Below are 18811 nucleotides of genomic sequence, written 5' to 3' on the forward strand. Positions count from 1 at the left end.
ACTAAAAACCAACTAAAAACTAACTAAAAACTAACTAAAAACTAACTAAAAACTAACTAAAAACTAACTATGAAAACCGCTTAAGGATAAATCTTATTCAAGTAAGGTCATGTAGGGCGTACCGAATAGGCGATGCCGTTCGTCACATCCAGCGCATTCAACTGACCCCCGTATACAGCGCCACCATCAATCCCGATAATACGATTGATTCCATAAAAGATATCAAAGCGCGTATTATCCTTGTACAGATAAAAGGTCGGCGTATGACCGAACACAACGAATTTTTCGCCATCATAATCGTTATGGAATGCTTCTCGAATCCAGATCAGCTGTCTTCTGGAGCATTCTGATACCGGCTTGCCTGGCTCGATACCAGCGTGTACAAACAGATAGTCGTCTGTCTCATAATATAGCTTTAGACTACGAATAAATTCCAGATGACGATCCAGTGTTTCGCAATGCAGATCAGGCAATTGAAAGTCTTCGCCGGAAAGGGTAATGAGCTGCTCTGAGGTGAAGCCATAGCTTTGTAACGTAGCAAGGCCGCCATTCACTTTGAGCCAACGATTCCAGTCCGATTCACGGCCGCTTGTGAGCGCCGTCAGCATCAGATCTTCATGATTGCCAAGCAATGCGACTGCCCCTTCATGGACAAGCGCTATGACCCGCTCCAGCGTCTCTCTTGCATCCTGTCCACGATCTACATAATCCCCCAGTAGCACAAGCTGATCGTGCTCGGGCGTATAGCCAGTTTCATCCAGCAGCCGATTCAGCAAATCGATTTCGCCGTGGATATCGCTAATGGCCAGAGTGCGTCGTTTCATGGAAGATTCCTCCTTTAGCGTGAACAGTTTGAAACATGTATGTGTTCTAGCTATCATATCATATCTTCAACTGCATTTTGGGCAGAAAGTATTCATGTGTTGTTCATCCGCACGGTATATGATTTATTTATACACCGCATGACGGATCGATGACAAAAAGAAATGCACGGATAATTGATGATGAACATTATAAAAAGCCACCGGATCGCGTGGCATGCGATTCGGTGGCTTCGGTTAGTTTGGATAGGGCGATGATTCTATCGTTCATCAAAGCCCCACGACACGGATTAAGCTCGGTATCCGACTTTGTATGCTAGCTCGATCTCATCCGTATATCCGTACTTAGGAGCCGGAAGATTCAGATGAGCTTGCTGCTCCCGATGTTCCTGTGCTGGAAGACGAAGAACCGGAAGATGTTGCTGGCGGAGTCGGAGGTGCTGGTGGCGCATCCGTACCTGTAGGTGGTGTTGGAGGTGCTGGTGGAGCTTCACCTGGTGCTGGAGGAGCCGGAGGCGTTTGTCCATCAGCCGGAGGTGTAGGTGGCGTATGCACTTCAACCGCCGTTACGTTTTGCGTGTTTTGTTCCAGCGCCAGATCTACATGATCGCCAACCTGGATATCAGACAGGGAAATGGTCTTTTCCGTTCTGCCTGTGCCCGGGCTATCACTCACTTTAACGATTTTGATGGAGCTACCGATCGTAAAGCTGACGGTTTGACCATACGTATTTTGAGCAACCGAAGAGCTATTGTTGCTGTTGGAATACGTGTTATTAGTTACCGTGCTGCGTTTGCTTGCTTTTTTGCCTTTGATGCCGTCAGGGCCTGGACCTGCACCAGGTGCGGGTGGTTTCTCAATCGTAATCGTATTGCCGCTGATCGCTGTCACTTTACCGTGTGCATGATCACGACCATCTGCCGGTGGAGCTGGAGGCGCAGGTGGAGCAGGAAGTGCGCCTGTTCCCGGTCCGCCTGCTGGAGGGGCTGGAAGCTGAGCGGCTGTACCGTTAGCTGTGCCTTTATTCGATTGTACATTCGGACTGGACTTTGTTGTACTTTGTTGTGTTGTAGTTCCTGTTGTTGTCTCATCACTTGCTGCGTCTGCGAATACATGAGTGGATGCTGTTATCGTACCTGCCAACAAGACAGCTGAGAATGCGGTGCTGGAGAGTACTTTCCATGTGTTTTTCATAAAAATATTCCTCCTTATAATAATTGCCGGTTTTAATGTTACCTGTGCTGAACAGATCGTGTTTGCCTGTTCGATAGCGAGTGTAGACATTCAATATGAACTCTATATGAACAAATCCTTAAAAAATGAAATTTCAACGCGCGTTAATGCTCTTTTATCTGTCGTAATCCGCGTCACTATGCGGTATTCAAAGAAAATAAAAAAAGATATTTTTAAAATTTAAAATATATAAAAAGTCACCGATGCAGATCATTCGGTGACTTTTTATATATTGCTTATATCGTTTATCTGTAGCGGTTATTTGCTTGAAGCTGTAGTCTTAGCTGCGGTTGGAGTGGTCATTAACTCGATTCTGCTAATCTGTGAGGTGCTGCCAGAAACGAGTGTAATAAAGACAATATCGCCTGCTTTGAGCGAAGCAAGTGATTTTTTCGTTTCTGTTGCTTTCGTTGCGCCGGCGACATGACTCACACTGACGACGGTTGTAGCACGGGTTGTAGTCAATGTCGTTGCCGACGAGCTAAATGTGTTTATTGCGGGTGGTTGTCCACCTGCATTGGCTGCGGCTTCACCAGCTGGAGGGGGAGTAGGTGCCTGTCCGCTTGGCGGTGCTTCGCCTGCTTTAGGAACGGTTGTGCCTTCCGCACCAGTAGGTATATCCGGCTGGGTGCTTGATGTATAGACGACCAGTTTGCCGCTGCTGATCGATTTGATTTTGGCGATGATCACACGGTTATCGTTTGCGGACGTTTGCGCCGTGGTCGTGTTTGACTTGGTTGGCGCTGCTTTCACGGCGGCAGCCTGGGCTGTAGCGAAAGCAGTAGTAAACGAGCCAGTCAGCAAAGCAGCGGAAAGAGCGATTCCTGTCATCATCTTACTTGTTTTCATCATGGAGTTCCTCCTGAAATAGGTGATGTATAGTTAAAAGTAGCGGTCTTACGCTTTACAGTATAGCGACGTTACATGAACAATCTGTGAATCAAGCAAGCGACCACTTGAACACAGCAAAAAGCCCTCACCCACCTGCATCGGTTCGCAGTTGGATGAGGGCTAGCTTTAACATGATTATGCTGCTGAGGAGTGTGTCTCACAGCAATTTCAAGGTGAACAAGAAATCAGTCCGTTTGAAACATCGTTACATCGCGACTGTACAAACTTTTCGTTCCGGATTGCAGATTGCGTACACGCACATACTTGCTTGTGTAGGCTTCTACGTAACCGCGTCCGATCTCACAATATACGCCAGCAGGATCTTCCTGCCAGACGGTAATGAGGTTACCCGACAACCCGGCTGTAAAAAAATGAATGTCTTCAGTCAACGTGTGTTTTTTGTTCGATTTCATGGAGGAGCCCCTTCCTATATTTAAAACCGCCTTGGCCCGGCGGAATTGTTCCGGTAAAGATTATACTCCATGCTTATCTATCTGGCGATAGCTTTTTAAACAAAAAATCGAAAAAGTAGACAAATATTCATTTTCATTCCACTGGAAGCGGTTCTAAACCGATCCCATTACAAATAACCGTAGCGTATTCCTTGCACAATCAGCGCAATTATCGCTAAATGTGCCGGGTAAAAGGCTCTCCATAGCCAGGATGGAGCACGCGGTAAGCGCAGCGTATCCAGAGCGGATTGTTGGATCGCAATCAGTAATGTCGCCACAATGCTAAAGCTCTGGAGTGAGCTATTGAATCCGCCCAGCTGGAACAAAATATTCAGCACCAGATGAAGCAGCACCGCCCAATAGCCCGGCGCGTAACGGAAAATGAGAATGAGTGCGATACCGTATGCACCATAATCCGTATGTAGCACCTCGGCACCTAGTGCGACTGCAAACGCAAGCATAACGGACAAAATCATCCATTGGCGCGGGATGCGATCGATCGCGATCATGAGCAGCAGCCCGAATAACAACGTAAACACCACATTCAGATTGGAAATGTTGAACGCATACATAAACGGAAATTGGGACAGCATAGCGATTAACAATAGTCGCACCGTATACTTCTGCACATTACGTGTACGCTGGTAACCGACAACGAGCAGGTAGCAATAGATCGGAAACGCGATTCGTCCAATTACTCGCAAATAGCGTTCATCGCTAAAAAAGGCATAGCCGAGATGATCGATCAGCATGGTGATCATGGCAATCCATTGCAATGGGCTGCACCTCCAATAAGCTCATTCAGGCAAAATTCAGCAGAATTCCGCGAATTGCCAGTGAAATAACAAGCAGGCCGAAAATAATAAAGCCAATCGCAGCGCCTTTTCTCGCTTCTTTAAAAAACTTTCTGCCCAGTATGATCATCATTGCACCGATCACAAGCAAAATCAGTGAAATGACAAACCGGAGCGCAAAATATACACCAATACTCAAAGGGTTAACCTCCTTTTTGAAATAAACGTTTCGTGCGGCTTATATCCATACGCATTTACATACACAACTTCATACGTTAACGCACTCAAACCTACTCAAATTCTAAATTGATGTAACCCATGTTGTGAAACATGTATCGATATCACTACATGAATTCATCTTTGCTGTACAGCATCAACATGTACATATAACGTGGTCAAGGTATAAATACGGTGAACAATTCGGATAGAACATCCGATCCACTCCATCTGCTGCAAACTATGGCTGCATCACAGCATGAACGTATCTCTGCTACACCATATGAACATTTACATGTAATATGATCAGGATATTAGATCGAGTAATAGTAGATCAAGTACAATTTTAGTGATCTACTGCTACACTATTCCATCATAGTGATTTTTGTAATAGCAAAATAACGCCCTTGTTAGAGCGGTAGCTTCCACTTCCCTTTACTATACGACAAAAGTGTCGTTCTTTAACGCATAAAAGTTGAACAATTTGGCAACTTCGCGTGCTTGGTTACAGCTTTATGTATCAATGGACATAGCATAGCTATAAGTATACGTAAAGTAGCTGTCCATAAAAAAAGCATCCGAGCTGCTGGTCACTTGGGATCATACAGCTCGGATGCATCGGGTCGATCAGCAAAGCCGCTGTATCGTCCGTCCAGGATGACGGTTCGCGGCTTTTTACTTGCAAGTTAAAAGGATAAATTGAACTACATTTTCAAGTTGCTGCTATGTCCAGGGGACAGTTTGGCATCTGGATCAACGTATACTTTGGCATTGTTGATCGCAGTCGGTGCTTCACCAAAGCCAACGGCGATCAGTTTCAGCTTGCCTGGATAGGTTGTAATATCGCCAGCAGCGAAAATACCTTCCACATTCGTCTCCATACGGGAGTCAACGAGGATAGAGTTCTTTTCAATGTTAATGCCCCATTCGGCAATCGGGCCGAGAGAGGAGAGGAAGCCGAAATTGATAATCACATCGTCTACTTCGATTTCTTGTGTTTCCTTTGTTTTTACATCGCTTAGCGTAACGCGCTCGATCTGTTCGCCACCGTGCAGCTTGGTAATTTCGGTTGGTGTAATGATCTTCACGCTGGAAGCGAGCAAGTTCTCCACACTGTGCTCATGCGCGCGGAATTTATCGCGACGGTGGATGAGTGTAACTTCTGCTGCGATTGGCTCCAGCATAAGCGCCCAGTCTACCGCGGAATCGCCCCCACCGCTAATCAGAACTTTGCGACCAGCAAAACGGCTCAGATCGCTTACAAAATAGTGCAAATTTTGCTTCTCATATTGAGCAGCATTTTCCAGTTCCAGACGACGTGGCTCAAATGCACCTACGCCAGCCGTAATGATGACCGCTTTACCTTCATGCACGCCTTTGTCTGTCGTTACGACAAAATGACGATCGCCTTTCTTTTCTACGTTCAATACCTTTTCTTCTAAAAGAATATCGGTATCAAAATGGTTCATCTGCTGATGCAGATTGTTTACCAACTCTTGAGCAGTAACTTTCGGAAACCCGGCTACATCATAAATGTATTTTTCAGGATACAGCGCAGCGAGCTGTCCGCCAAGCTGTGGCATGCTCTCGATCAATTTCACGGACGCCTGACGCATACCGCCATAAAAAGCAGCAAACATGCCCGCAGGTCCTCCGCCAATAATAATAATATCTGTACGTTCTCCGGTGGATGTAGATGTCACCGTGGTACACCTCCAAAGTATGATGGTTGCAATATGCAAGCAGCGAAATCGCGAACATGCTGTATTGTCTTTTTTTAATATAAGTACATATTGTGCATTGCGTTACAAATGTGGCACCAGTCAGTATTCATTATACGTGTAGCTAATTATATTTTCAAAGTAAGAAAATTTGGAGAAAAAGCGAATATAGTTGTCACAAATTGAATGATACATTGTAAAAATGAACATTTTGTGACTGCCTATTCATCTATATTATAGCGAGAGAAGGTACTATAAACGTAAAAGGATAAGCATTATAAACGAACGCTGCAATAAGCAACAAGCAACGCTTATACATGCCATTTTCCTACTAAAGCATGCTGTCTACTGCACCCCAGACAAACTCAAAAAGCGCGAACCCCAAGCTCACATAAAATCCCTGGGAGGTTCGCGCTCCTTGCTACGTAAGGGATTGCACGATTTTGGTTGTCTTTTGTCACCATTTTCAGTAGTCTAAAAAAGAGGTTCGCGATTTTAGACCGTTTTTTCCTTGCTGTATAAGGGGTGGGAACGGGTGCAGTCACTCTCCGTGCGAGAGTGTGGATTGAAAGTAGTGATATAGAATAGTTGTCCGGAAACGAAATAGTGTCACTCTCCGTGCGAGAGTGTGGATTGAAAGGGTTATGGAGCATACAGTAATGAGACTTTGTATAGAGAGTCACTCTCCGTGCGAGAGTGTGGATTGAAAGATGAATGGATCAATGACTGTTCGCGGCAAGGGAGATTGTCACTCTCCGTGCGAGAGTGTGGATTGAAAGAGTATCGTTAACGCCCTCAATTAACCGGTCGGTCTGATCGTCACTCTCCGTGCGAGAGTGTGGATTGAAAGTGGATTGCTGGACTTTAGTGGATAGTTCACGAATGTCACTCTCCGTGCGAGAGTGTGGATTGAAAGAAAAAATTAAGCCTCCATTCCGAGACTGATCAAAATTAAAGTCACTCTCCGTGCGAGAGTGTGGATTGAAAGTTTAATGAGAAGAAAAATAAAGGTTTAAATCCCAAAAGTCACTCTCCGTGCGAGAGTGTGGATTGAAAGCGTCAGGCATCTAACGCGAATACACCGCTCACACTTGGTCACTCTCCGTGCGAGAGTGTGGATTGAAAGTCTTTGGTGACGTTGCTTTTACCTCTACCTTGTTGTCACTCTCCGTGCGAGAGTGTGGATTGAAAGGAGTTAACCGCTGAGGTGAAGAAGAGTTTCGATGTATGTCACTCTCCGTGCGAGAGTGTGGATTGAAAGTTTAAGCGTATGAAAAGCACCTCTGACATCAGAAGTCACTCTCCGTGCGAGAGTGTGGATTGAAAGCATTGCAATGACTTCGCCTGTTTTTTTGGTAGCCTTGGTCACTCTCCGTGCGAGAGTGTGGATTGAAAGATTCCAAGCATATTGAGCATGTAGAACTTACTTGGTCACTCTCCGTGCGAGAGTGTGGATTGAAAGATATTGAACCGAATCAAAATCGGCTTCTGTTTTCTTGTCACTCTCCGTGCGAGAGTGTGGATTGAAAGTCCATGAGGGTGATATCCCAATACCAAACCGCCTGCGTCACTCTCCGTGCGAGAGTGTGGATTGAAAGACTGCCGGTGTCCTCCTTCTTGTCAGTCGTCTTTTTCGGTCACTCTCCGTGCGAGAGTGTGGATTGAAAGATCGAACCACCAACATCAGGCAGTCCGTATGCGTCGTCACTCTCCGTGCGAGAGTGTGGATTGAAAGTACAACCGCGTGCTTGGCAACTGCAAAATGCTTTGTCACTCTCCGTGCGAGAGTGTGGATTGAAAGCTTCAATTGTTCTTTTATCATCAACCATAAGAACCCCGTCACTCTCCGTGCGAGAGTGTGGATTGAAAGACGCCAGTTATCATGTATTCGTTTGTTTCCATTGTTGTCACTCTCCGTGCGAGAGTGTGGATTGAAAGTCCTTGTGCTTGTGTCTTGAGAAATGCATGCCATCCCGTCACTCTCCGTGTGAGAGTGTGGATTGAAAAGCAATCGTTTCCGCTTCTTTGTTGTAGAATGGACTTATTATCCGAGCCATTCTTTGTACAAAATATTTATATTAACGTCATTGCTGATCCTTTTTTTTCATCTCTCTTTAAGCACACCGTCTGCGATCAGCACTTCACTCCGGGAAGGAAATAAGGGGAAAGGACGATTTACAGTGTTAGCGATTTCCTAACACGAGGTTTAATGAAAAAGTGATTTTTGCGAAGCAAAATATCTTACTGCTTTGGAGGGGCGGGAATCTTCATTCCTTCCCAATTCCAAAAGATTCCCGCGGCTCCATCTGAGTCCGTCCCCTTATTCCTTACCGTAGTGGTGTACCTTCCAAAGCTGATAGACCATCAAAGCCGATAGATTCCCAAAGCTAAACAAAAAAACTTCTTCGGCAAGTCGATCTTACCGATACTGCTCCATCGTATTTAAGCCATACCACCATGCAATAACATTACGCACATGCAGCAACTATCCCATTTCAGCAACCTGTAAACGCTTCCTTCAAAAAACATCGCCAATTTCCCACCACAACAGCAATTAAAGTTGTTTTACCCCTTGATCTTTTATAAAATTATCGCTATCATTTCAGATGTGTCGATATTGGTTTGTGACAGAAAACGAACATTTTCTTGAAAAAAAAACAAAATTTTTTTGAAAAAATCAGCAATAAAGGTTACAATGTTATGTGACTTATAACATAGAATCTTTGTTGTGGCGCATACATTTGTTCCCTGTTGTGTATATTTTCACAATAACAAATAGCGCCTGATGAACCGGAATACAGCCTGTACTTCGCTGATTTCCGGAGTTTTTGCAAGCCGGTATCGGAAGTATGGTTAATAAGAAGTAGATATGCTTTGCGCTTGACGGCGACTCGCCGTTGCCGGTAAGCGTTTGTCATTGATGTGTCATCCATTCAAATTCAGCATCATACATGCTGAATTGAACAAAACTGGAAGGGGAAAATTCACATGAGTAGCATTCCAAAAATCGTCATTCTGGGCGCTGGTTACGGCGGCATTATGACAGCACAACGTCTTCAAAAAGAACTGAACTATAATGAGGCTGACGTAACACTGGTTAACCGTCATGATTATCATTACTTCACCACTCACCTGCATATGCCAGCAGCAGGTACAGATGCACTGGATAACGCACAAGTATCCATCTCCAAACTGGTTGATGAATTCAAAATCGACCTGGTGAAATCCAACATCCAAAAAATCGTACCAGAAGAGAAAAAAGTAATCCTGGAGGACGGCACACTGTCCTACGATTACCTCGTGATCTCCCTCGGCGGCGAGCCTGAAACATTCGGCATCCCAGGTATGATGGAAAATGCAATGATGATCCGCAGCATTAACTCGGTTCGCAAAATCCGCGAGCATATCGAAGGTCAATTCGTAGCATACAAACAAGATCAGAAGCCTGAGCGTCTGAGCTTTGTTGTAGGTGGCGCGGGCTTTACCGGTATCGAGTTCGTAGCTGAGCTGGCAGATCGTATTCCTGAGCTGTGCCGCAAGCACGGTATCGATCGTTCCCTTGTAAAAATCTATAACGTTGAAGCAGCTCCAACCGCACTGCCAGGCTTCGATCCTGAACTGGTTGAGTATGCAATGAACGTACTGAAAAATAAAGGCGTTACATTCAAAATCGGTATCGCGATTAAAGAATGTCAGACTGACGGTGTTATCGTTGGCGACGATCTGGAAAAAATCCCTGCGAATACAGTAGTATGGACAGGTGGTATCCGTGGTAACCGTCTGGTGGAAGAAGCGGGCTTCGAAAACATGCGCGGTCGCGTTAAAATCGACGAGTTCCTGCGTGCACCAGGTCACGAAGACATTTACATCATCGGTGATAGCGCGCTGATGTTCAACCCAGAAGGTCGTCCATACCCTCCAACTGCACAGATCGCTATGCAGCAAGGTCCGGTTGTGGCGCAAAACATTCTGGCTTCGATCCGTGGTCAACAGCCGAAGAAATTCGTCTTCCACAACAAAGGTACAGTTGCATCCCTGGGTAAAGGCGAAGCCGTAGGTATCGTGGGCGATCGTAAGCTGAAAGGCTTTGTAGCCGCTCAACTGAAAAAAGTAATCGATATTCGCTGGCTGTTCATCATCGGCGGCGTATCGCTGGCACTGAAAAAAGGTAAATTCCTGTAAGATGAGACATTGCAGCGTTCAAGTGCGCGGTTTGCTTACACGTGATGAGCTGGATCGTTATAATGGCTTGATGGAAGTTGGCGGATTTCTGGAAGATGCCGGTCGTTATGATCTGGCCTATACCGTTCAGAAGGAAGTAGATATTCTCATCCTGCCTGCTATTGAGCGGCTCAAGGATAAAAGCCGCACACGCGACCGGGAGGAGCAGGAATTCCTCTCTTCCCGCGAACAGGACGATTCCCTGCCATCTGCTGATTAAGGCGGTTGGTGGAGTGCAAGCTGATGGAGTGAACGAATCGCTCTTTCGGTAAAAGTGAGCGGATGCTTATCTGGATCATTTGCTTGGTATCATCTAAAATTAAAAAGTAAAATAAAAGGCGCTCCGAATGTACATTCGGAGCGCCTTTTTGCTTAATCGTCGGTCATTTTATACGATGGCATGCTTGTATAGATGGTTTTGGTGGCATTATTTTAGGTAATCGATAATTTTAAAATATAATTGGAGCGTATACAAGGTTACCACTATACTACAATGCGACAATGCACCCTGATAGCTCACCGACTCAAGCAGCACAATAATGAGTTACACCTGCACTACAATGGGACAATGCACGCTATCCATTATGCAGAGCGACGCATCTTTTTAGTCGTTGTCGGTTGCTGCGGATTAGGTTCCGGTGTAACGTCTGTTGCTGCATCAGCAGTGCTAGTCGCAGGTCCGTCTATTTTGAACTGACCGATTTCTTGCAATAGCACATCTGCGCCAACGGTGAGGTTTTTGGACGAATCGGAAATGCTACCGATCGATTCGGATTGCTCCATCGTTGAAGATGCGGCTTGCTCGGTTGCCGCTGCACTTTCCTCTGCTACGGCAGCCAGTCCGGTAATCACATCAGACACACGAGCCGCCCCGGTTTGTACATCTTCAATGCCGGATAGCACGAGTGAGATGCGCGAGATGATCCCATCGACCGATTCACGAATGTCTTCAAACGAATGACGAGTATCTTGCATCGACGATTGCTGATGCTGATTCGTTTCACGGAAGGATGTGAGCACGTCGGAACTTTGTTTGCCGGCTTCTTGCAGCTCGATCAGCAGACGGTTAATATCTTCGGCGGAGCGAGCGGATTGATCGGCAAGCTTCTGCACTTCGCTTGCGACAACAGCAAAACCACGGCCATATTCGCCGGCACGAGCCGCTTCAATGGAAGCGTTGAGCGAGAGTAAGTTCGTCTGACTGCTAATATCGCGAATCGCTTTAGTAATGACTGCAATTTCATCCAGCTTTTGAATGAGTAATGTATTGGACGCTTCCACACGATGCGTTGCCTGTTGACTCGATTCAGCCAGTCCATTTTGACGATTGATCGCATCGGTACCGCGTGTCATCGCCTCATTCACTTGATCGATCATGCCGGATGCTTCGCCAGCGCGCCGGGAAACTTGCTCCAGTGAAGACGTCATATCGGATACGAGTTCAGCGCCGCCTTGAATCGATTCGGCTTGCTCATTGGCACCGCGCGCGATTTCTTCGATAACGGTCGAAATCTGGCGTGCAATATCGCCAGAATTGGCGGCATGTTTGTACATCTCGCGCGAAGCATCATTGACGTTCGTCGCTGAATGGGAGACGGTTAAGATCAAATTACGCAGTGAGGCAGACATCGTATTGAATGCCGTACCCAGTTGAGCAATTTCGTCTTTGCCTCGTACACTGGCTTGTACAGTCAGATCACCTTCCGCCAGCAATTGTGCATTTTTCTTCAGCTGTATAAGCGGTTTAACGATACGGGAAGCGATAATGATTGCCAGTACGATACAGATGATCGTAAGTGCAATGATGATCAGTGCAATATTGTTACGCAGGGAAACATAATTAGCAAAAGCATACTTTTCGGAAATAGAGGTAGCAATAATCCAGCCTGTATCCGGTAGCTTCTGATAGTACATTAATTGTGGGTCGCCTTTATAGTTATAGCTGACCATGCCGGAATCGTTAGACAACATCGAAGATGCGATGGCACTGTAATCAGTTTGCTCGGCGATTGATTTGCTGACTGCTTTTTGATCTGGATGGGCAAGGACGGTGCCTTTTTGATCAAGCAGCAGTGTGAAGCCGCCTGGTGTTTTAATTTGATTAATATAGTCAGTGATGGTGGACAGATAGATGTCCTCCGCCAGAATACCAGCGAAATTACCATTTTCATCTTTCAAGGGCATCGTGATCGGCACAGAATATTTTTTACTGATCATATCTACATAAGGTTCATTGACTGCAAGTTTGTTGGCAGCTTTGCCGTTGACGTACCACGGGCGTACACGCAAATCATAACCTGCTTCGGGTACCCAGCCGCTACCATCAACCATTTTATTGTTGGCTAAGCCCATATACAGGTCGGAAATATTACCGCCATTGAATTCACTTTTGTAGACAGATAGCTGTTTTACTGTGACTTCTTCCAGTGGGATATTTTCTTGAATAAAGGTGCCCATCGTTTCGAGTACTTTTTTATTCGTATTGATCCAACCTTGCGTTTGGCTAACTGCCGTTTTGACCGTACTTTGCAGCTCATTATTAACCGATCGTGTAGCTTCGCCTTTAATCGCGTACAAAGCGATTCCCCCTACAGGCACTGCAATCAGTATGACTGCACAAACAACTAGCAAAATGAGTTTGATTTTTAATGACATCATGATCCCCTTCTTTCTATCATTGGCTATAGTACTGATCTTGTCTAGTTGTGCAAGTCTCGGCATCAGCTTTAATTTTATATCGTCTGAATTTGCTGAATTGTTAACTGATTTGGTGTAGTGTAAAGCAATAATTCCCAATTTTAGTTTATTCTAACGATAGATGGGTCACATCTTAAATTAAGTATAAAAATAGAACCAATACAGCTAAATACAAAAAATAGAGCCGTATTGGTTCCAGAAGAGTAATACATAACAGAAATAGATGCGGTTGAATTAAGCAGAGCGACGAGTTGTTTGGGTATTCACAGGTTTAACCGAAGTGGAGGCAGGTGTATTAGCATCTGTTATAGCTGTACCAGTGGATGAAATGCTACTGCTATCTACTTTAAATTGTCCCATTTCTTGCAGCAACACATCTGCGCTGACGGTAAGGTTTTTGGACGAATCGGAAATGCTACCGATCGATTCGGATTGCTCCATCGTTGAAGATGCGGCTTGCTCGGTTGCCGCTGCACTTTCCTCTGCTACGGCAGCCAGTCCGGTAATCACATCAGACACACGAGCCGCCCCAGTTTGTACATCTTCAATGCCGGATAGCACGAGCGAGATGCGCGAGATGATGCCATCGACCGATTCACGAATGTCTTCAAACGAATGACGCGTATCTTGCATCGACGATTGCTGATGCTGATTCGTTTCACGGAAAGACGCGAGCACGTCAGAGCTTTGTTTGCCGGCTTCTTGCAGCTCGATCAGCAGACGGTTAATATCTTCGGCGGAGCGAGCGGATTGATCAGCAAGCTTCTGCACTTCGCTTGCGACAACAGCAAAACCACGGCCATGTTCGCCGGCACGAGCCGCTTCAATGGAAGCGTTGAGCGAGAGCAAGTTCGTCTGACTGCTAATATCGCGAATCGCTTTAGTAATGACTGCAATCTCATCCAGCTTTTGAATGAGTAGCGTATTGGACGCTTCCACACGATGCGTTGCCTGTTGACTCGATTCAGCCAGTCCATTTTGACGATTGATCGCATCGGTACCGCGTGTCATCGCCTCATTCACTTGATCGATCATGCCGGATGCTTCGCCGGCACGACGGGAAACTTGCTCCAGTGAAGATGTCATATCGGATACGAGTTCAGCGCCGCCCTGAATCGATTCGGCTTGCTCATTAGCACCACGAGCAATTTCTTCGATAACGGTCGAAATTTGGCGTGCAATATCGCTGGAATTAGCGGCATCTTTGTACATATTGCGTGAAGCGTCGTTGACGTTCGTCGCTGAATGGGAGACGGTTAAGATGAGATTGCGTAGTGAAGCGGACATCGTATTGAATGCGGTGCCGAGCTGTGCAATTTCGTCTTTGCCCCGTACATTGGCTTGTACAGTCAAATCACCCTCAGCCAGCAATTGTGCATTTTTTTTCAACTGTATAATTGGTTTGACCATACGGGAAGCGATAATGATCGCCAGTACGATACAGATGATCGTGAGTGCAATGATGATCAGTGCAATATTGTTACGGAGGGAAACATAATCAGCGAAAGCATACTTTTCGGAAATGGAAGTCGCGATCGTCCAGCCGCTGTCCGGAAGCTTTTGGAAATACAGCAATTGTGGATCACCGTTATAATTGTATATTAATTGACCGGAATCATTGGCAAGCATGTTGGCAGCGATACTGCTATAATCTTTTTGCTCGCTAAGCATTTTGTTGACTAATTTAGTATCGGCATGGGCAAGAATCGTTCCTTTTTTGTCGAGCAAAAAGCTGAAGCCACCCGGTGTTTTAATTTGATTAATGTATTTGGTAATGGTGGATAGATGGATATCTTCTCCTAAAATACCGGCAAAGTTACCATTTTCGTCTTTCATTGGCATCGTAATCGGAACGGAGTATTGATTCGTACTTGGATCGAGGTAAGGATCATTGATGGTCAGTTTGTTAGCGGCTTTACCGCTAATATACCAAGGACGCTGAAACAGATCATAACCAGCATAAGGCACCCAACCACTACCATCGATCAGTCGTTTCCCTTTTTCCAGACCCATATATAAATCGGAAATGTTGCCGTCATTAAAGTCGCTTTTGTATACGGAAAGCTGTTTAGTAGTAACCTGATCTAATGGGATATTGTCCTGAATGTAGCTGCCCATCGTTTCGATCACTTTCTGGTTAGTATTGATCCAGCCCTGAGTCTGGCTAACCGCAGTTTGGACTGTATTTTTTAGTTCATTATTAACCGACTGAGTTGCCTCACCTTTGATCGCATATAGAGCGACTCCACCTACAGGCACCGCAATCAGAATTACTGCACAGACTACAAGTAAAATCAATTTGATTTTTAATGACATCATTATTCCCTACTTTCTGTTGTCGGCTAAGTTGCTGATTATGTGTATGTGCGACGGTGCAGGCATCAGCTTGATGTTTATATCGTCAAAAAACGATAAATTATTAACTTTTTCCGACAAAATAATGAGCAAAATTTACAGTTTATGATTTTTTTACAATACACTATAAAGTGGAAATTACGGATCGTTTAGTGATATGGAATAAGAGATGTCTGATAACAAAATATTAGCAAGCAAGGAGGATGATCAAGAGGGCGCTAACGATGCAATGAACAGACTTTACATAAAGAGACGCTTACATCGCTTACATGATAAATCTATACAAAAAGACTTTCTCCCATTGGAGAAAGTCTTTTGCTTCTATATTACATGTGATTCTATATTACATGTCATTCTACGGATGATTTTAATTTTAGAAATACGATCCCGAAATGATATAAGCATCACGTTATCGCATACATTTTCTAATAACGCCCTATCATCTTATAATCAGGTCTTATTAGCTAAAATCATATGTTATTGCTCACTTCATTAGAATTGCATTGCGGATGCTATTACAGCTTCAGCATCTCATCGATCTTCTCACCGTTCAGCAGGCTACCTACATAAAAGGCGCCAAATTCGCCAAAGCGTGCGCTCGCTTCATCAAATCGCATCTCATAGACGAGCTTTTTAAATTGCAGTGCATCATCCGAGAAGAGGGTAACGCCCCATTCCCAGTCATCCAGACCGACCGAGCCGGTAATAATCTGTTTTACTTTGCCTGCATAGCTGCGTCCGATCAGGCCGTGGCTGCGAATCATTTCGCGGCGTTCCTCCATCGGCAACATGTACCAGTTGTCAGACAGATTGCGCGTTTTGTTCATCGGGTAGAAGCAGACATAGCGCGAACCTGGCAAAGCAGGTTTCAGGCGTGCGACAACATGTGGATTTTGCATCGGATCTTCGTCGCTATTGCCAGCCATGTAGCTGCTCAGTTCCACTACGCTCACATAGGAGTACGCTTTGTGCGTGAAGCGGGCGAAGGTCGTTTTGTTAAATTCGACTTCGATTGCGTTCAAGTCTTCCAGTGTTTCGCGGAAATGCATCATCACAAAATCGGCTTTTTGTCCGACAATACTATACGTAGCGGTGCTGCCTGTTCCAGCTTCGCTCACGCTGTTCCATTCATCCAGCAGGGCATTCAAATCTTCCAAAGCCCCAGCTCGTTCTTCATCATCAGCTGCTTTCCAGGCCGTCCAGTCGATGGTACGGAAGTCATGCAGGGCATACCAGCCTTCCAATGTAGCTACTGCTTCGTTCATAATTATGGATCACTCCTGTACGTAATATAGATATCCGGCAAGCCGGAGTCCTGCGTGTATCTGTTAAAAATAAGATTCAGCTGTTTGCAGAGTTAGCGATGTTCTAACAAAGGATTCAATAAAGAGCGATTTTTGCATAGCTCCATATCACATCTCCATCGGCAAACTTGCTGTATAAAGCCGAGCAGATCCAGAACAATACGGTCCATTCTGACCTTTTTATTGTACCGCAAGCCAGGATGCACGGCAATTGACTTCACACTCTGTTCATGGTTGCTTCATATCGTCTATGTTCAGTAGGACTGCCTGCCAGACACAATTATCCATTTGTAGCTTAAGGGAACAGGATAACAGAAAAAAAGATCCGCCAGATAAAAAAAGGGGCGATCTGGCGTAAGTCGGCAAACGATGGATGCTCAGCAAGTGAAGGGCAGATTGTGACGGAAATTTGGACTTCTTTGCTCGCTTGAATAAGAAGAATTTGTGGTAGAATAGAATTCCGCATATTGGGCGCAAACAAAAAAGGGGGCGGATTATGCGCATCAAAAATTTGCTTCATTTTACAGAAAATCATCGCTACTGCGTATACCGCGAGTTTGGACTCGGTCATCTGGACGAACGGATGCTTAGTCTTGTATACCAGCCGCTAACCGGAGCGTTTGCCATCAGTCTGTATCGATTGTTGTGTGAGCAGGTAGATGCACGTCGTGTCGGCTATTCCGCTGTAGAGCAGCAGCGTAGCTTGTTTCTCACGCTCGGACTGGAGCCAGGTGAACGCGGTCGGAAGCAACTGATGGAGCAGGCATCACTGCTTGAGGCGGTCGGTCTGCTACAGACGAGCCGCGTGTATTTTCCAGAGCATGATGATTATATATATGAATATGAATTGCAACCGCCATTGTCACCGGGCGAATTTTTCCGAACACAGCATTTGACGTTGCTGCTGCGTGATAAAGTGGGTAAGTTTGCTGTGTTGTCACTGCGCGAGCAATTTTTTGCGCCGCAGCCAGAGGAATGGGAGCATCCATCTGTACAACGGGAAAATATTTCACAGCCGTTTTACGATATTTTCGAGCTGAATACGCATGTGATCGATTATGAGCTGGAGCAGGCGCTGACAGAAGTGAGTGCACAGCCGCGTGCTCGTCAGCCGAAAGTAAGCGAGGAGGATCTGATCAATTACGCAGATATTATTCGTTACTTCCCGCGTGGCTCGCGTAATCGTCCATATGTCGAGAAACTGCGCTTTCAACCGGAGCAGATGAATATACTGAGCTATATTGCGTACAAGTATAAGCTGGACATTCAGGATATTTGCCGTATGCTGGATGAAGATGGTGTGTTCATGGCGAGTGGTGAGCTGGCAGAGGAAGAAATTCAGCGCCGTGCTAATTTGCAGTTCCGTCAGGGTAAAAAGCGCACAGAAGAGCGGCAAATTTATGAGGCAAAGGTTGTTTCGCTTCGTAAACAGCAGGAGGCGGAGCACCAAGCGGCTGAGGCACCGGCAACAAAGGCGGAAGATGAATCCGATACACCGGTCGAGCATGCGGTCGAAATGGAATTTTTCCTTGATGTGCCACGTCAATTTACGGGCAAATGCGATACGAGCCAGTACAATATGATGCTGCGCAATCAGCCGTACACACGGGTACTGGAAATGTTTTATCCAGGTAGTGTGCCGAACAGTATTCATGATATTTTCGAGCATATCGATATTAATTATAAGCTGCCTGAGCAAGTGATGAACGTACTGATTCATTACTTGCTGGCGGTGAAAATGTCGCAACCAGGCGAACGTCTGAGCAGCAAATTCGTTGACTGGATCGTAACGAATATGCTCAATCAGCAGGTGACGACCTACGAAAAGGCGGTTCGTTATGTGCGTGAGCAGCAGAAGCTGGATCAGCAGCTAAATGATCCGGCACAGGGACGTGCTGCGGCAGGTGCTGGCGGCAAGCGTGGTAATCGCACGTACAATCGGAACGTTCGTCCAAAACCAGAAATTCCAATTGTCGAAAACTCAAAAGGAAAAGCATCCGGCATTTCTGAAGACGAACTGGCTGAAGTGATGCGGCTTGCTGAACAGCTGCAATCGGGCAAGCAAGGCTCATAACTGTGCCCTAATAAAGTATTATAGATAATGAC

13 protein-coding genes and 1 CRISPR repeat array are annotated in these 18811 nt (G+C 45.6%); of the genes, 3 read left to right on the forward strand and 10 right to left on the reverse strand.

Features of this window, described 5'->3' with window-relative positions; genetic code table 11:
• Nucleotides 1-107: 107 nt before the first annotated feature.
• The 7 genes from AAHF22_RS12920 to AAHF22_RS12950 form a co-directional block, all read right to left on the reverse strand.
• Nucleotides 108-824: a metallophosphoesterase family protein gene (locus tag AAHF22_RS12920; RefSeq protein ID WP_347325432.1), complete on the reverse strand. Its 717-nt coding sequence runs from the start codon at nucleotides 822-824 to the stop codon at nucleotides 108-110.
• Nucleotides 825-1166: 342 nt separating this feature from the next.
• Nucleotides 1167-2015, reverse strand: a complete 849-nt coding sequence (locus tag AAHF22_RS12925; protein WP_347325433.1) for a hypothetical protein — start codon at nucleotides 2013-2015, stop codon at nucleotides 1167-1169.
• Between the two features lie 297 nt (nucleotides 2016-2312).
• On the reverse strand, nucleotides 2313-2903 hold the full coding sequence (locus tag AAHF22_RS12930) for a hypothetical protein (protein ID WP_347325434.1): 591 nt from the start codon (nucleotides 2901-2903) through the stop codon (nucleotides 2313-2315).
• 227 nt (nucleotides 2904-3130) lie between these two features.
• A complete protein-coding gene (locus tag AAHF22_RS12935) occupies nucleotides 3131-3358 on the reverse strand; it encodes a hypothetical protein (RefSeq protein WP_347325435.1) in 228 nt (75 codons plus the stop codon).
• Nucleotides 3359-3525: 167 nt separating this feature from the next.
• Nucleotides 3526-4173: a TraX family protein gene (locus AAHF22_RS12940; protein ID WP_347325436.1), complete on the reverse strand. Its 648-nt coding sequence runs from the start codon at nucleotides 4171-4173 to the stop codon at nucleotides 3526-3528.
• Between the two features lie 25 nt (nucleotides 4174-4198).
• Entirely contained in the window at nucleotides 4199-4390 is a 192-nt protein-coding gene (locus tag AAHF22_RS12945; RefSeq protein ID WP_347325437.1) for a hypothetical protein, read from the reverse strand.
• A gap of 721 nt (nucleotides 4391-5111) precedes the next feature.
• On the reverse strand, nucleotides 5112-6110 hold the full coding sequence (locus AAHF22_RS12950; protein WP_347325438.1) for an NAD(P)/FAD-dependent oxidoreductase: 999 nt from the start codon (nucleotides 6108-6110) through the stop codon (nucleotides 5112-5114).
• Nucleotides 6111-6668: 558 nt separating this feature from the next.
• A CRISPR array of direct repeats spans nucleotides 6669-8135; the repeat unit is 32 nt; unit sequence GTCACTCTCCGTGCGAGAGTGTGGATTGAAAG.
• A gap of 981 nt (nucleotides 8136-9116) precedes the next feature.
• Here AAHF22_RS12950 and AAHF22_RS12955 point away from each other — a divergent pair.
• Nucleotides 9117-10310 (forward strand): NAD(P)/FAD-dependent oxidoreductase, encoded by a 1194-nt coding sequence (locus AAHF22_RS12955; RefSeq protein ID WP_347325439.1) that lies wholly within the window; start codon nucleotides 9117-9119, stop codon nucleotides 10308-10310.
• A gap of 1 nt (nucleotide 10311) precedes the next feature.
• A complete protein-coding gene (locus AAHF22_RS12960) occupies nucleotides 10312-10569 on the forward strand; it encodes a hypothetical protein (RefSeq protein ID WP_347325440.1) in 258 nt (85 codons plus the stop codon).
• 362 nt (nucleotides 10570-10931) lie between these two features.
• Here the strand turns inward: AAHF22_RS12960 and AAHF22_RS12965 are convergent, their stop codons facing one another.
• From AAHF22_RS12965 to hemQ, 3 genes are all read right to left on the reverse strand, one after another.
• Nucleotides 10932-13004, reverse strand: coding sequence for a methyl-accepting chemotaxis protein (locus tag AAHF22_RS12965; RefSeq protein WP_347325441.1), 2073 nt, complete (start codon nucleotides 13002-13004; stop codon nucleotides 10932-10934).
• 276 nt (nucleotides 13005-13280) lie between these two features.
• On the reverse strand, nucleotides 13281-15362 hold the full coding sequence (locus AAHF22_RS12970) for a methyl-accepting chemotaxis protein (protein ID WP_347325442.1): 2082 nt from the start codon (nucleotides 15360-15362) through the stop codon (nucleotides 13281-13283).
• A gap of 554 nt (nucleotides 15363-15916) precedes the next feature.
• Complete coding sequence (gene hemQ / locus AAHF22_RS12975) at nucleotides 15917-16666, reverse strand: hydrogen peroxide-dependent heme synthase (RefSeq protein WP_347325443.1); 750 nt, start codon at nucleotides 16664-16666, stop codon at nucleotides 15917-15919.
• A gap of 535 nt (nucleotides 16667-17201) precedes the next feature.
• On the opposite strand from hemQ, the gene AAHF22_RS12980 reads away from it, so the two are divergent.
• Nucleotides 17202-18779, forward strand: a complete 1578-nt coding sequence (locus AAHF22_RS12980; RefSeq protein WP_347325444.1) for a replication initiation and membrane attachment family protein — start codon at nucleotides 17202-17204, stop codon at nucleotides 18777-18779.
• Nucleotides 18780-18811 lie beyond the last annotated feature (32 nt).

This window comes from Paenibacillus wenxiniae, assembly GCF_039822605.1.
Taxonomy (GTDB): domain Bacteria; phylum Bacillota; class Bacilli; order Paenibacillales; family Paenibacillaceae; genus Saccharibacillus; species Saccharibacillus wenxiniae.